This is a genomic window from Streptomyces sp. NPDC059874 (genome assembly GCF_042731135.1).
Lineage (GTDB): Bacteria > Actinomycetota > Actinomycetes > Streptomycetales > Streptomycetaceae > Streptomyces.
The window spans coordinates 14,106-27,081 of sequence record NZ_JBHWJY010000104.1 but is presented as its reverse complement, the minus strand read 5'-3'; the positions used below and the strand labels follow the sequence as shown (position 1 = coordinate 27,081).

Annotated in this window: 14 protein-coding genes; 6 read left to right on the top strand and 8 right to left on the bottom strand. The window is 73.0% G+C overall.

Features of this window, described 5'->3' with window-relative positions:
• Positions 1 to 20 precede the first annotated feature (20 nt).
• The gene (locus ACFV9H_RS36870; RefSeq protein WP_385407400.1) at positions 21 to 1,013 is read right to left on the bottom strand and encodes a LacI family DNA-binding transcriptional regulator; all 993 of its coding nucleotides are present in this window, start codon (positions 1,011 to 1,013) and stop codon (positions 21 to 23) included.
• Positions 1,014 to 1,202: 189 nt separating this feature from the next.
• Between ACFV9H_RS36870 and ACFV9H_RS36865 the strand changes: the two genes are divergently transcribed.
• Entirely contained in the window at positions 1,203 to 2,240 is a 1,038-nt protein-coding gene (locus ACFV9H_RS36865; RefSeq protein ID WP_385407389.1) for an NUDIX domain-containing protein, read from the top strand.
• Positions 2,241 to 2,249: 9 nt separating this feature from the next.
• On the opposite strand, the gene ACFV9H_RS36860 is transcribed toward ACFV9H_RS36865, so the two are convergent.
• Positions 2,250 to 2,948: an MBL fold metallo-hydrolase gene (locus tag ACFV9H_RS36860; protein ID WP_385407387.1), complete on the bottom strand. Its 699-nt coding sequence runs from the start codon at positions 2,946 to 2,948 to the stop codon at positions 2,250 to 2,252.
• A 203-nt stretch (positions 2,949 to 3,151) separates the two neighbouring features.
• Positions 3,152 to 4,516: a dipeptidase gene (locus tag ACFV9H_RS36855; RefSeq protein ID WP_385407384.1), complete on the bottom strand. Its 1,365-nt coding sequence runs from the start codon at positions 4,514 to 4,516 to the stop codon at positions 3,152 to 3,154.
• A 311-nt stretch (positions 4,517 to 4,827) separates the two neighbouring features.
• Between ACFV9H_RS36855 and ACFV9H_RS36850 the strand changes: the two genes are divergently transcribed.
• Complete coding sequence (locus ACFV9H_RS36850; RefSeq protein ID WP_385407397.1) at positions 4,828 to 6,081, top strand: geranylgeranyl reductase family protein; 1,254 nt, start codon at positions 4,828 to 4,830, stop codon at positions 6,079 to 6,081.
• A 336-nt stretch (positions 6,082 to 6,417) separates the two neighbouring features.
• Here the strand turns inward: ACFV9H_RS36850 and ACFV9H_RS36845 are convergent, their stop codons facing one another.
• Positions 6,418 to 7,038, bottom strand: a complete 621-nt coding sequence (locus ACFV9H_RS36845) for an ArsR/SmtB family transcription factor (RefSeq protein WP_385407395.1) — start codon at positions 7,036 to 7,038, stop codon at positions 6,418 to 6,420.
• 118 nt (positions 7,039 to 7,156) lie between these two features.
• Here ACFV9H_RS36845 and ACFV9H_RS36840 point away from each other — a divergent pair, with 118 nt between their 5' ends.
• Positions 7,157 to 8,080 (top strand): aldo/keto reductase, encoded by a 924-nt coding sequence (locus tag ACFV9H_RS36840; RefSeq protein ID WP_385407381.1) that lies wholly within the window; start codon positions 7,157 to 7,159, stop codon positions 8,078 to 8,080.
• 40 nt (positions 8,081 to 8,120) lie between these two features.
• Here the strand turns inward: ACFV9H_RS36840 and ACFV9H_RS36835 are convergent, their stop codons facing one another.
• Positions 8,121 to 8,579, bottom strand: coding sequence for a nitroreductase/quinone reductase family protein (locus tag ACFV9H_RS36835; protein ID WP_385407392.1), 459 nt, complete (start codon positions 8,577 to 8,579; stop codon positions 8,121 to 8,123).
• Between the two features lie 164 nt (positions 8,580 to 8,743).
• Here ACFV9H_RS36835 and ACFV9H_RS36830 point away from each other — a divergent pair, with 164 nt between their 5' ends.
• Both ACFV9H_RS36830 and ACFV9H_RS36825 read left to right on the top strand, forming a co-directional pair.
• The gene (locus tag ACFV9H_RS36830; protein WP_385407378.1) at positions 8,744 to 9,442 is read left to right on the top strand and encodes a TetR/AcrR family transcriptional regulator; all 699 of its coding nucleotides are present in this window, start codon (positions 8,744 to 8,746) and stop codon (positions 9,440 to 9,442) included.
• A gap of 137 nt (positions 9,443 to 9,579) precedes the next feature.
• The gene (locus tag ACFV9H_RS36825; protein ID WP_385407376.1) at positions 9,580 to 10,533 is read left to right on the top strand and encodes a spherulation-specific family 4 protein; all 954 of its coding nucleotides are present in this window, start codon (positions 9,580 to 9,582) and stop codon (positions 10,531 to 10,533) included.
• Between the two features lie 7 nt (positions 10,534 to 10,540).
• On the opposite strand, the gene ACFV9H_RS36820 is transcribed toward ACFV9H_RS36825, so the two are convergent.
• From ACFV9H_RS36820 to ACFV9H_RS36810, 3 genes are all read right to left on the bottom strand, one after another.
• Positions 10,541 to 11,080 carry a hypothetical protein gene (locus ACFV9H_RS36820; protein ID WP_385407373.1) on the bottom strand — a complete coding sequence of 180 codons (540 nt, stop codon included), beginning with the start codon at positions 11,078 to 11,080 and terminating at the stop codon, positions 10,541 to 10,543.
• Between the two features lie 41 nt (positions 11,081 to 11,121).
• The gene (locus ACFV9H_RS36815; protein WP_385407371.1) at positions 11,122 to 11,373 is read right to left on the bottom strand and encodes a DUF6332 family protein; all 252 of its coding nucleotides are present in this window, start codon (positions 11,371 to 11,373) and stop codon (positions 11,122 to 11,124) included.
• A gap of 138 nt (positions 11,374 to 11,511) precedes the next feature.
• Positions 11,512 to 12,255 carry a maleylpyruvate isomerase family mycothiol-dependent enzyme gene (locus ACFV9H_RS36810; protein WP_385407368.1) on the bottom strand — a complete coding sequence of 248 codons (744 nt, stop codon included), beginning with the start codon at positions 12,253 to 12,255 and terminating at the stop codon, positions 11,512 to 11,514.
• A gap of 36 nt (positions 12,256 to 12,291) precedes the next feature.
• Here ACFV9H_RS36810 and ACFV9H_RS36805 point away from each other — a divergent pair, with 36 nt between their 5' ends.
• Positions 12,292 to 12,957 (top strand): alpha-ketoglutarate-dependent dioxygenase AlkB family protein, encoded by a 666-nt coding sequence (locus ACFV9H_RS36805; RefSeq protein ID WP_385407365.1) that lies wholly within the window; start codon positions 12,292 to 12,294, stop codon positions 12,955 to 12,957.
• Positions 12,958 to 12,976 lie beyond the last annotated feature (19 nt).

The window sequence follows — 12,976 nt, the reverse complement described above, 5'->3', positions numbered from 1 at the left end:
GGCCGGGCCTCGCGCCGTGTTCACACCCCGTCGGCCGGCGGGAGTTCGCCCGAGCCCCGGGGGATGAGGCGGGTCGGGAGTTCGATGCGGGTCGGGGGGAGGGCCGCCCCCGCCAGGCGTTGGAAGAGGCGGTCCGTGGCGACGCGGCCGAGGGCCGCCGCGTCCTGGGCGACCACCGTGACGCCCGGGCGCAGCAGATCGGCCAGCTCGAAGTCGTCGAAGCCGACCAGCGCCACCGGGCGGTCCCGGGCGGCGAGGACCCGTACGACCGTGACGGTCACCCGGTTGTTGCCCGCGAAGACGGCGGTCACCGGATCCGGACCCGCGAGCATCGCGCGGGCCGCCGCGGCGACCCGTTCCGGGTGCGTGGAGCCGAGGGAGACCCAGGAATCGGCCACCGGCAGGCCCGCTTCCGCCATCGCCGCGCGGTAGCCGCGCAGGCGCTCCGTCGCAGTGTGGATGCGCGGGTGGTCTCCGATGAAGCCGATCCGGCGGTGGCCGCCCGCGATCAGGTGGGCGACCCCGTCACGGGCGCCGCCGAAGCTGTCCGACAGGACGACGTCCGCGTCGATCCGGCCGGCCGGCCGGTCGACGAACACCGTGGCCACGCCGGCCCGCATCTCCGGTTCCAGGTAGCGGTGGTCGTCCCCGGCCGGGATCACGATCAGCCCGTCCACCCGGCGCGCGCACAGCGCGAGCGCCAACTCCCGCTCGCGTTCCGGGTCCTCGGCGCTGGAGCCGTTGATGAGCAGTGCCCCGTGCGCCCGCGCGACCTCCTCCACCGCCCGGTTCAGCGGGCCGTAGAAGGGATCGGCGAGGTCCTCCAGCACCAGTCCGACGGTGGCCGTTCGGCCCTTGCGCAGCACGCGCGCGCTGTCGTTGCGGCGGAACCCCAGGGCCTCGATGGCCTCCTGGACGCGTTTCTCCGTCTCGGGAGTGACTCCCGGCTCGCCGTTGACCACCCGTGACACCGTCTTCAGGCCCACTCCCGCCCGGGCCGCCACGTCCTTCATGGTCGGCCGGTTGCCGTAGCGGGGGTCGGACGGGCGGCGGTTGTTGGCCACGGTGGGGAAACCTCCGGAGGTAGCGGGCAACGCTCTGACCTTGAGGATAAGCACTCGGCTGATTAACGGGTTTCCATGGCAGGGTGGTGCGGGCAAGCCACTGGGGGCTCCGGACGAGCCATGCGGAGAGGGGTAGACGTGATTGTCTGGATCAACGGCACATTCAGCGCCGGGAAGACCAGCACGGCCCGCGAACTGACCGGAATCCTGCCGGACAGCACCCTGTTCGACCCGGAGTTCATCGGGGACGCGCTGCGCGTGCTGCTGCCGCGCAAACGCCTGGCGGAGGTCACCGACTATCAGGACCTGCCGAGCTGGCGCCGGTTGGTGGTGGACACGGCCGCGGCGATGCTCGCCGAACTGGGCGGCGTGCTCGTCGTACCGATGACGCTGCTGCGCCAGGACTACCGGGACGAGATCTTCGGCGGGCTGGCGGCGCGTCGGATACCGGTGCGCCATGTGCTGCTGGCCCCGGCGGAAACGATCCTGCGGCAGCGGATCGCGACCCGGGAGGAGCCGGGAGAGCCGCAGCAGGTGGACCTCCACGTCCGCCAGTGGGCCTACGACCACATCCCGGTGTACCAGCAGGCGCTCGGCTGGCTCACCGCCGACGCGCACGTCGTCGACAACGGTGCGCTGAGCGTGCGCGAGACGGCGGAGCGGATCGCCGAAGCCATCCGCACCGAGCGGGCCGGGCTCTGCGACATCGTGCAGACCCCGGAGCCCACGCGCGAGACGGTGGCCGCCGGGGTGCTGCTCTTCGACGAGCACGACCGGGTGCTGCTGGTGGATCCGACGTACAAGGCGGGCTGGGAGTTCCCGGGCGGGGTCGTCGAAGCGGGCGAGGCACCGGCCCGGGCGGGCGTACGCGAGGTCGCCGAGGAACTGGGCCTCGTACTGGACCACCCGCCGGGCCTGCTCGTCGTCGACTGGGAGGCCCCGCAGCCCCCCGGGTACGGAGGACTGCGGCTGCTCTTCGACGGCGGCAGGCTGACCGAGGAGGCGGCGCAGCGGCTCCGGCTGCCGGGCCCGGAGCTCCGCGCCTGGCGCTTCGTCACCGAGTCCGAGGCCGCCGGCCTGCTCCCGCAACACCGCTACGAACGCCTCCGCTGGGCCCTGCGCGCCCGGGAACGCGGCCACCCCCTGTACCTGGAGGCGGGCACCCCGGTCGGCTGACGGGTCCCGTCAGGCCGTGGTGTCGGCGGCGACCTTGGCCAGGGCCGCCGCCGTGTCCGCCGTCAGGGGGTCGCCGTGGCCGAAGCAGGCCACGGACGGGGCGAGCGCGGCGAGGCGGCGGAAGGAGTCGATCGCCCGGGCGCGGTCCACATTGAACACGCCCAGCATCAGCGGTCCGACGGCGGCGACACAGTCGCCCGTGAACAGCACCCCGTGGCGGGGGAGGTGCACGCCGATGCTGCCGTCCGTGTGGCCCGGGGCGTGCACCACGTACGCCCCGTCCCCGAAGCCCAGGGCGTCCCCGTCCTCCAGCTCCCCGTCGACCGGGGTGGGCGGGGCCCCGGGCACCACCGCCAGGGCGTGCTCGTACAGCGGGACCTCCCAGTCCAGTAGCACCGGTTCGGGCACGGGCCGCTCGCCCCGGATCACGGGCGCGTCCAGCCGGTGGGCCAGTACGCGCGCCCCCCAGCGGACGGCGAGCTCACCGGCCGCGCCGATGTGGTCGCCGTGGCAGTGCGTGAGGACGATTCGCTCCAGCCGCTCCGGATCCAGGCCGAGGGAACGTATCGCCCCCTCGATCTCGGCGGCGGACTCGGCGTTGCCCGAGTCGATCAGGGTGAGGGCTCCGCCGTCCTGCCAGAGGTAGGCCTGGCCGATGGGGAAGCGGAGCATGTGGAGCCGGTTGGGCAGTACCTCGACAAGATCCATACGCCGACGCTACGTACCAGGGCCCGTCCCGGGCACGCGACTTCACCGGGAGCGGAGTCCGCTGAGAGCGGACGGCATCAGCCACATTCAGCCCCGCCGGCGTTTGAGGCGCGGGGTGCGGGGCGGAGCCCCGCAAAGCCCGCGCGGAGCCCGGGGTCGGCTGCGCGGCGGCGCCGCACGTCCACCACGGGCCCCACCGGGCGTCAGCCGCGCTTGGACTCCGCGTAGTTGACGAGGAAGAGGGCCTCCGCCACCGACAGGCGCTCCAACTCCTGCGGGGACACGCTCTCGTTCACCGCGTGGATCTGCGCCTCCGGCTCGCTGAGACCGATCAGCAGCATCTCCGCGTCCGGGTACAGCTGCGTCAGCGTGTTGCACAGCGGGATCGAGCCGCCCATGCCCGCGACCTGCATCTCCTCACCGGGGTAGGCCTCCTGCAGGGCCGCCGCCATGGAGGCGTACGCCGGGCTGCTCGTGTCCGCCTGGAACGGCTGCCCCTGGCCCACGACCTCGAGCTCAAGCCGCGCCTTCCACGGGGTGTGCGCCACCATGTGGGCCTCCAGCAGCTTGACGGCGGCCGCGGTGTCCACGCCCGGCGGCACCCGCAGGCTGATCAGCGCTCCGGCGCTCGCGTGCACCGAGGGGGTCGCGCCGACCACCGGCGGGCAGTCGATGCCGAGCACCGTCACGGCCGGGCGGGCCCACAGCCGGTCCGCGATCGTGCCCTCGCCGATCAGCTCGACCCCGTCCAACACCTTCGCGTCGGCACGGAAGTCCGCCTCCGGGTACTGCAGGCCCTCCCAGACCGCGTCCGAGGCCAGACCGTCGACGGTCGTCGAACCGTCCGCCGAGCGCAGCGAGTCCAGTACGCGGATCAGCGCGGCCAGCGCGTCCGGGGCGACACCGCCGAACATGCCGGAGTGCAGATTGCCGCCCAGCGTGTCGATCTTCACCTTGAGGAGGCACATTCCGCGCAGGGTGGCCGTCACCGTCGGCAGGCCCAGGCGGAAGTTGCCCGCGTCGCCGATGACGATGGTGTCGGCGGTCAGCAGCTCCGGGTGCGCCTCGGCGTACTGCTGGAGGCCGCCGGTGCCCTGCTCCTCCGAGCCCTCGACGATCACCTTCACGTTCACCGGCACGCCGCCGTTGGCCTTCAGCGCGCGCAGCGCCAGCAGGTGCATGACGAACCCGCCCTTGCAGTCGGCCGAGCCGCGCCCGTACCAGCGGCCGTCGCGCTCGGTCAGCTCGAAGGCCGGGGAGATCCAGGCGGCGTCGTCCAGCGGCGGCTGCACGTCGTAGTGCGCGTAGAGCAGCACGGTCGGCGCGCCCGCGGGGCCGGGCAGGTAGCCGTAGACGGACTGGGTGCCGTCGGGGGTGTCGAGCAGGGCCACGTCCTGGAAGCCCTCGACGCGCAGCGCGTCGGCCACCCAGTTCGCGGCGCCCTCGCTCTCGCTCCGGGGGAACTGCGCCCAGTCCGCCACCGACTGGAAAGCCACCAGCTCGGTGAGCTCCTGCTTGGCGCGGGGCATCAGCGAGGCGATGGTCTCGGCGATCGGATTCTGGGACATGGGCACGCTCCTTTTGGGTGCGACGTTGTGCTCTGTGTACGCCTTCCCCGCATCCGCGGGGGTGTGCGTATGCCGGGTACGGCGAAAGACAGCCCCGATCCTCGCACAACGAGGTGAGGGGGTTGTCTCGCTAGGATTTGCCCGGCATCGGAGCAACGGGTGATCAGGAGCAGCAACACATCGTGAGCAGCGACGACGACGTACGCGACGCAGGCACGGACCCGGGCGCAGGCACGGGCGCAGACGCGAGCGCAGACGCGGAGCGGTCCGCGCAGGGGGTGGGCGACGAGGTGGCCGGGAAGGCCGGCGAGATCCGGGAGACCGGTGAGGCCGGTGAGGCGGGTGACGCCGGTGAGACCGGCGAGGTGTGGGACGTGGTCGTGGTCGGGGCCGGACCGGCCGGATCATCGGCGGCGTACGCGGCGGCCAAGGCGGGGCGCAGCGTCCTGCTGCTGGAGAAGGCCGAACTGCCCCGCTACAAGACCTGCGGCGGCGGCATCATCGGCCCCTCGCGCGACGCCCTGCCTCCGGGCTTCGTCCTGCCGTTCAAGGACCGCATCCACGCGGTGACCTTCTCGCTGGACGGGAGACTGACCCGGACCCGGCGCTCGAAGAAGATGCTGTTCGGCCTCATCAACCGGCCGGAGTTCGACGCCGCGCTGGTCGCCGAGGCGGAGAAGGCAGGGGCGTCCGTCCGTACGGGCACCGCCGTGGCCCGGGTGGAGCAGCACGGCTCCGCTGTGCCCGACCGGCGCACGGTCGCCGTGGTGCTGGCCGACGGGGAAACCGTCCTGGCCCGCGCGGTGGTCGGCGCGGACGGCAGCGCGAGCCGGATCGGCGCGCACGTCGGCGTGGAGATGGAGCAGGTGGACCTCGGCCTGGAGGCGGAGATCCCCGTCCCGGAGACCGTCGCCGAGGACTGGAAGGGCCGGGTGCTGATCGACTGGGGCCCGCTGCCGGGCAGTTACGGCTGGGTCTTCCCCAAGGGGGACACCCTCACCGTCGGGGTCATCTCTGCCAAGGGCGAGGGCGCCGCGACCAAGCGCTACCTGGACGACTTCATCGCTCGCCTCGGGCTCGCCGGCTTTGAGCCGGCCGTCTCCTCCGGGCATCTGACCCGCTGTCGCAAGGCCGATTCGCCGCTCTCGCGCGGCCGGGTTCTGGTGGCGGGAGACGCGGCCGGGCTGCTGGAGCCGTGGACCCGGGAAGGCATCTCCTTCGCGCTGCGCTCGGGGCGGCTGGCGGGGGAGTGGGCCGTGAAGATCTCCGAGGCGCAGGACGGGGTGGACGCGCGCCGCCAGGCCCTGAACTACGCCTTCGCGGTGAAGGCCGGGCTGGGCGTGGAGATGGGCGTCGGGCAGCGGATGCTGACCTTGTTCGAGTCCAAGCCGGGGCTGCTGCACGCGACGATCACGGGCTTCCGCCCGGCGTGGCGCGCCTTCGCGCGGATCACCCGCGGTTCGACGACCCTGGCGGACCTGGTGCGGAGCCACCCGATCGCACGCAGGGCGCTGCACGCGCTGGACGCCCGACAGGCGGCGGCGCGTGGTGGTGGGCGGGGGTAGGGCTCGGCGGTGTCCCCTGCGGGGGGCTTGGCCGGGTGCTGTGCCTGGCGGGGCTTCGTGTGGGGGCCGGGGCCGGGGTGGGGTGTTGTCCGGGACTCATGATTTATGGCGCCCCAGCCCTACGCGCATGTGCGGGTGGGTGTCGCGCCACAAATCACGTTTTACGTCCCGGACAACACCCCACCCCGTCCCCGTCCTGGCTGTCCGCCGTGCCTGTGTGCATCTGCCGCACTTTTTCGGTCGCGGCCGGCAAGATCCAGCCTCGCCGGCGTTTGAGGCGCGGGGGACGGGGCGGAGCCCCAGGTTCTTGGGGCGCGCGACCTGGAGGCCTGCGGATCAGCCGGCGAGGAGGGATTCCGCTACGGAGGTACGGGCGTACAGGACGGAGCGGCCGGCTCGGTGGGCGCTGACCAGGCCCGCGTCGCGCAGCGCCGGCAGGTACTGGGACACCGCCGACGGGGAGAGCCCCGTGCGCCGGGCCGGCGCGGTGGTGGAGGCGGGGGTGTCGAGTTCGGTCAGCAGCCGGGTGCGTGAACGGCCGAGGACCGCGGCGAGGGCCTGGGTCCTGGTGGCGCTCCGGGGTTGCCACAGTGCGCCGATCCCGCGTGCCGGGTAGGCCAGTTGAGGCGGTTCCGGCGGTGCCACCCGGGTGAAAGGGGTCGGCCCGGTGAACACCGAGGGGATCAGCACCAGCCCAGAGCCCGCTGCCTTCCGGGACAGCGTCCGCTGTCGGCGCTCCAGCCGGAGAGCGTCGTCGTCCCAGCTCAGCGAGGGGTGCTCCTGCGCCAGGGTGGGAGCCGGGCCGGCGGGCGCCGGATTCAGGAAATCGGGAACGTAACCCGAGGGCGGGATCAGCTCGGCCGGCCGGCCCCGGTCCAGTCCGGCGTCCGCGATCCGCGGTCGCACCTGTTCGATCCAGGGCTGGTGCACGGGGTGCGCGGGACCGACCTCCCACATCGGCGAGACGGCGAACCGCTTCGTCGAAAACGCCGGCTCCGCCGGCACGGCCACCCCGAGGGTTCACGCATGTACGAATCAATTGCGGCCGGCCTAAGGGGCGGACACCATCCCGGTCATGACCTCAGAGACGATCACCGCGGCGGATTCGGGCACTTGGACGCTCGGAGACTTGAAGATCAACCGGCTCGGTTTCGGCGCGATGCGGCTGCCGCAGACCGGTGAGGCGCTCATCGCCGACGCCGTACCACGTGACCGGGACCAGGCGATCGGCGTGCTGCGCCGGGCCGTCGAACTCGGGGTGAACCACATCGACACCGCCGCGTTCTACTTCTCGCCGCTGCGCTCCGCCAACGAACTGATCAACCGGGCTTTGACCCCCTACCCCGACGACCTCGTCATCACCACCAAGGTCGGCCCCGGTCGCGATCCTTCGGGCCACTGGCTTCCGCACGCCACCCCCGAACTGCTGCGCGGCCAGGTGGAGGAGAACCTGCGTCAGCTCGGCCGCGACCACCTCGACGTGGTGAACCTGCGCATCGTCGGCACCGACTCGATCGCCGAGCGCTTCGGCGCTCTGGCGGAGCTGCGCGAGGCCGGGCTCATCAGGCACCTGGGCCTGTCCAACATCCACCCCCACCACCTCGCCGAGGCGCAGGGCATCGCGCCTGTGGTCTGCGTGCAGAACCAGTACGGCATCGGCGTACGGCCCGAACACGACGCGTTCGTACGCTCCTGCGGTGAACAGGGCGTGGCGTTCGTGCCGTTCTACTCGATCGCGGGCACGGGCCGTACGGTCGGCGCGAGCGGCGCCGAGCGCGAAGAGGTGCTCGCCGTGGCGCGGGAGCACGGGGTGAGCGCGGCTCAGGTCCGGCTGGCGTGGACGCTGCACCGGGGGCCGCACGTGCTGGCCATCCCCGGAACCGGTAACCCTGACCACGTGGCCGCCAACGTGGCCGCGGGCGCGCTGCGGCTGTGCGAGGAGGAGCCGGCCGTTCTGGAAACCCTCCACGGGCTCCCACCGGCGGTGGCGGGGGAGTAGGGGCTTCGGCGGGTCGTGGCGGGTGGTCCGGCGCCGAGGGTCAGTTCGAGACCTCGATCCGGAACACCGGGTGGTCGCCGGCCGCCGCCTGGAGTTCGGCGTCGGAGGACTTCGCCGTCACGCCCTGGAAGAACCGGTTGACCTCCCAGCCCCACTTCTCCAGGTAGGCCCGCAGGATGGCGGCCTTCTCCACCGGGTCGGCGATCTCGGTGGCGGTGAAGGTGCGCAGCTTGCGGCCGACACGCAGCTCGCCGCCACCCGCGACCCGCATGTTGCGGACCCACTGGGAGTGGCCGCGGGCCGAGACCAGGTACTGCGTGCCCTTGTACGTGTGGGGGTTGACCGGGATGCGCTGCATCTCGCCGGACTTGCGGCCGCGGACCGACAGCTCGGCGGTGCCGGCCAGGCTGACGCCCAGGCGAGCCAGCCTGCCGAAGAGGGCGTTGAAGCGGACGGCGAAGGGGCTGGCCTGGACGTAGTACGGGGTGGGCGCGCTCATGGTGACGACCTCCGGGGCCTTGTCGTGTCGCGTTTCGGAGAGCACCGCTCTCCCTTGAGAACAGTCTGCACGGATCGCCGCTCCAAAGCAAGAGCAGTGCTCTCGGAATGGAGCGAGGATCCGATTCTTGGGCAGTGCTCCGCCCGCATGGCAGACTGGCCCACATGAACACCGTGCGAGGAGCAAGGGAACGGGCCCGCATCGAGGTCACCGCCGCCATCAAGGACGAGGCGCGGCGCAGGCTCGCCGACGAGGGCGCCGCCAAACTCTCCCTGCGCGCGGTCGCCCGCGAGCTGGGGATGGTCTCCTCCGCCCTCTACCGTTACTTCCCCAGCCGCGACGAGCTGCTCACCGCGCTCATCATCGACGCGTACGACAGCCTCGGCGCCGCCGCCGAAGAGGCCGACGCCCGCGCCCTCGCCGCCGGGGCCCCGCCCCGCGCCCGCTGGATCGCGGTCTGCGAGGCCGTCCGGGCCTGGGCCCTGGAGCACCCGCACGAGTACGCCCTCGTCTACGGCTCGCCCGTGCCCGGTTACAGCGCCCCCCTCGACACCGTCGGTCCCGCGTCCCGCGTCGGAAACGCCCTCATCGGCATCATCCGCGCCGCCTACGAGGGCCGCGGCCTCGCGCTGCCGCCGCTGCCGGCGGCCCTGCGCGCGGAGGCCGACCGGATGACCGCCGACTTGGCCGAAGGTCTGCCCCCGGAGGTCACCGCCGCGCTGGTCGCCGCCTGGGCGCAGCTGGCCGGGCTCGTCTCCTTCGAGCTGTTCGGCCAGTTCAACCGGGTCGTCGAGGACCGGGCGGCCTTCTTCACGCACGCCGCGGGCCAGCTGGCGCACGGGGTCGGGCTGCCCGCCGCATGACGGGGCGGGCTGCGGAGGGCCCGCCCGTTCGCTCTTCTGTTCCTCGTATGAATGCTTTCGGTTCCGGCGTGAACGAGGGGCCGCCCGGCTAGTGTTCCTCGGGCCGCCCACCCCTTGCCGCCGCCGGAGGAACGTTCATGCCCCGCGCCGTGAAGGCCCTGTACGCCATCCTCGTCACCGCCTTACTCGCCGCGCCGGCGCCGGCCGTCACCGCGTCGGCGCGCGACGCGCCCCCGACCGCACTCGCCCCGGAGCTCACCGCCGCACCCCGGATAGCCGGCGTGCGGGGCCTGGAGATCGCGGTCCCCGCCTACGTCTGGGCGGACGACCCCGTGCTCACCGACCTCGCCGCCACCCGCCCGGCCCCTTCGGTGGTCGTCCTCAACCCGGGCAACGGCGACTCCCCGTTCGACGCCTCATGGCGGGCTCGCGCCGACGCCCTGCGCCGCGCCACCACCGCGACCGGCGAGAAGACCAAGGTGCTCGGCTACGTCCACACCGACCACGGCAACCGCGACATCGCCGCCGTGAAGGCCTCCGTGGACAACTACCTCCGGCCCGCCGACGGCGGCGACGGCCGCCTCCACGTCGACGGCATCTTCTTCGACGTGGTCAGCCGCGACTGCGGCCCCGGCAACACCACCCGCGACCACTATCTGGAGCTGCGCCGATACGTGCAGGCCGTCATGGACGCCGTGGACCCGAGCGTTCCCGACCTCGTCGTCGACAACCCGGGCACCGCCATCGCCGACTGCTACCTGGAGCCGGGCCACCGGACCGCGGACGTCTTCGTCACGTACGAGGACACCCACGCCGCGTACACCGGCGGCGGCTGGCTCGGCGGGAACGTGTTCGACCCCGTGGGCGGGTACCGCCCCGGCGTCGAACTCGACCCGAGCGGCACGGCGTTCTGGCACCTCGTCCACGCGGTCCCCGACGCCGACGCGATGCGGGGCACCCTTCGGACGGCCTTCGCCCGCGGCGCGGGCTACGCCTACGCGACCAGCCGGACCATGCCCAACCCCTGGAACGCGGCCCCGGCCTGGCCGTTCCGCGCCCAGACCGGGTACGCGGCCGGCTTCGGGGAGTGATCGGCCGTCAGCGGTAGTCGTCGGGGTGGCCCTGCATCCAGGTGTTGATCTTGTCCCGGGTGCCGATCAGCGTGGTCTGGTGCTTCTTGAGGTTCTCGAAGCTCCGGTCGCCGCCGAGTTCCTTGTCGAGCTTCGCGATCAGGGCGATCGGCTCGGGGAAGTGGCCGGGGCCCTTCGGGTCCGCCTTCATCGCGCGGTCCATGCGGTGGAGTTCGTCGTAGACCCGCCCGAGGAAGTACGCGCAGTTCGAGGGCGTGCAGGAGTCGTTGAGCGTCGCCTGCAGCCCCGCGAAGGCGTCCCGGACCAGCGAGACCGGCTCTTCCGAGGGAGGGGTCGACGCGCGGCCCGAAGTGCTCGGTCCAGCCGGGCTCGGGGTCGCCGCGCCAGGAGCCGTCGGGCTCGGGGTCGCCGCCGCAGAGGTCGCGGGGGCCCCGGCGGCCGACGGCGTGGCCCCGGCGGGCGTGGCCGGATCCCCGCCGCAGGAGACCGCGAAGCCCGCCAGGACCGCGGCGACCATCGCCGTGCCCCGAAGCGAAGAACCGAACATGCGCTACCCCTATGATCGTTTGAGGGGTTGACCATACCTGCTCAGGCGCCGTCGTTCTCCGGACGGCGGGCGAATCCCCGCAGTACGTGGACGACCCGGAGCAGGAACACCACCGCGGCCAGACATCCGCCGGCCAGCGCCAGTGCGCGGTCCGTCCCCCGGGACAGGGCGAAGGCCAGCGTGGGCCCGTACACCGCGCCGAAGGCGAGGGCCGCGGCGACGGAAGCGCTGACGAACGCGTAGACGATCTCGATCGTGATCGCGTCCCGGTCCGCCTGCGTTCGTCGCTCCATACGGGCAGTGTCACAGCGCACACTGCCCGTCACAAGGGTGCCCGGGCCGGGCTCCTGCCCGGGCGCGGCGCTCCTGCCCGGGCACGGCGCTCGGGCCCGGGCTGGGCGCTCGTGCCCGGGCGCGCGCAGTCCCCCGGCTCAGATTCCGGCCGTCTCCGTCCACAGCCGGGCCAGAGACACGTCGCCCGTCACGCCCGGGCCCGCCAGCGGGAGACGGTTCCAGAGGGCCGTGTACAGCCAGGACGCCTCGCCCGTCAGTTCGCAGTCGGCCGCCTCGTCCGTCGAACCGCGGACGGTGCGGGCCGGCTCCGGCGACAGGTGGACCGTCCAGGCCGCGCCGGTGTCGGCCGCTCGGATCCGCAGCACCTTGGGCTCCGCGGTACGGACCCGGCTGCGCGGGCGGGCGTGGAAGCCGGTCAGCAGCTCGTCCACCCCGTCCTCCGCGAAGCGCGCCTCCACGGGCGAGTACGGCACGCCGAGCGCCGACTCCGCGTCCAGCCGGTGCACCGAGGTCTCGTGGGCCTGGCGCCGCGCCCAGAACGCCAGCGGAGACGGCGCTGCCGTCGGGAGGAAGGTCCAGCACTGGACGTCGGCCGGGGCCTCGGTCAGGGTGCGCACCAACTCCGTGTGGCCTTCCCGGAACCAGGCCAGCAGCTCGCCGCCGGCCAGCTCGGGCGCGTCCGGGAAACCGACCGGCTCCAGCTGCCCCTCCCCGACGTACCCGGCCGCCCAGCGGTGCACCGACCCCGTGTGCCGCAGCAGATCGGCCACGTGCCACCCGGGGCAGGTGGGCACCGGGGCGTCCGTACCCGCCCGTTCGGCCACATCGGCGAGCAGCTCGCCCTCCCGCGCGACCGTCTTCACGTATTCGATGATCTCCATACCGGGAGTCTCGCAGCCGAAGCCGACAATGGAGCAATGGACGGGGAACTCTTCCCGCGCGAGCGGACACTGATCGCCCCCGGCGCCGTGCACGTGCCGGACTGGCTCGGGGCGGGGCGCCAGCGAGAGCTGCTGGACGCCTGCCGGGAGTGGGCGCGCCCGCCGGCCGGTCTGCGCACCGTGCGCACTCCCGGCGGCGGCGTGATGACCGCCCGACAGGTGTGCCTCGGGCTGCACTGGTACCCGTACGGATACGCGCGCACCGCCGTCGACGGGGACGGGGCGCCCGTCAAGCCCATGCCGCGGTGGCTCGCCGAGCTGGGTGCGGAAGCGGTGGCCGCCGCCTACGGGCGGGCCCCCGATCCCGCGCCGGCCTACGACATCGCGCTGGTCAACTTCTACGAGGGCGACTCCCGCATGGGCATGCACCGCGACGCCGAGGAGAAGTCCGGGGCCCCGGTGGTCTCGCTGAGCCTCGGCGACAGCTGCGTCTTCCGCTTCGGCAACACCTCCTCGCGCGGCCGCCCGTACCGGGACGTCGAGCTGCGCAGCGGCGATCTCTTCGTTTTCGGGGATTCGAGCCGTCTGGCCTATCACGGAGTGCCGAAGGTCCTGCCGGGCACGGGCCCACAAGGGCTCGGGCTCACCGGGCGGCTGAACATCACCCTCCGAGTCGGCGGCCTCGGACCGGACCGGGTGTAGGGGCGGCGTCCGGCACCCT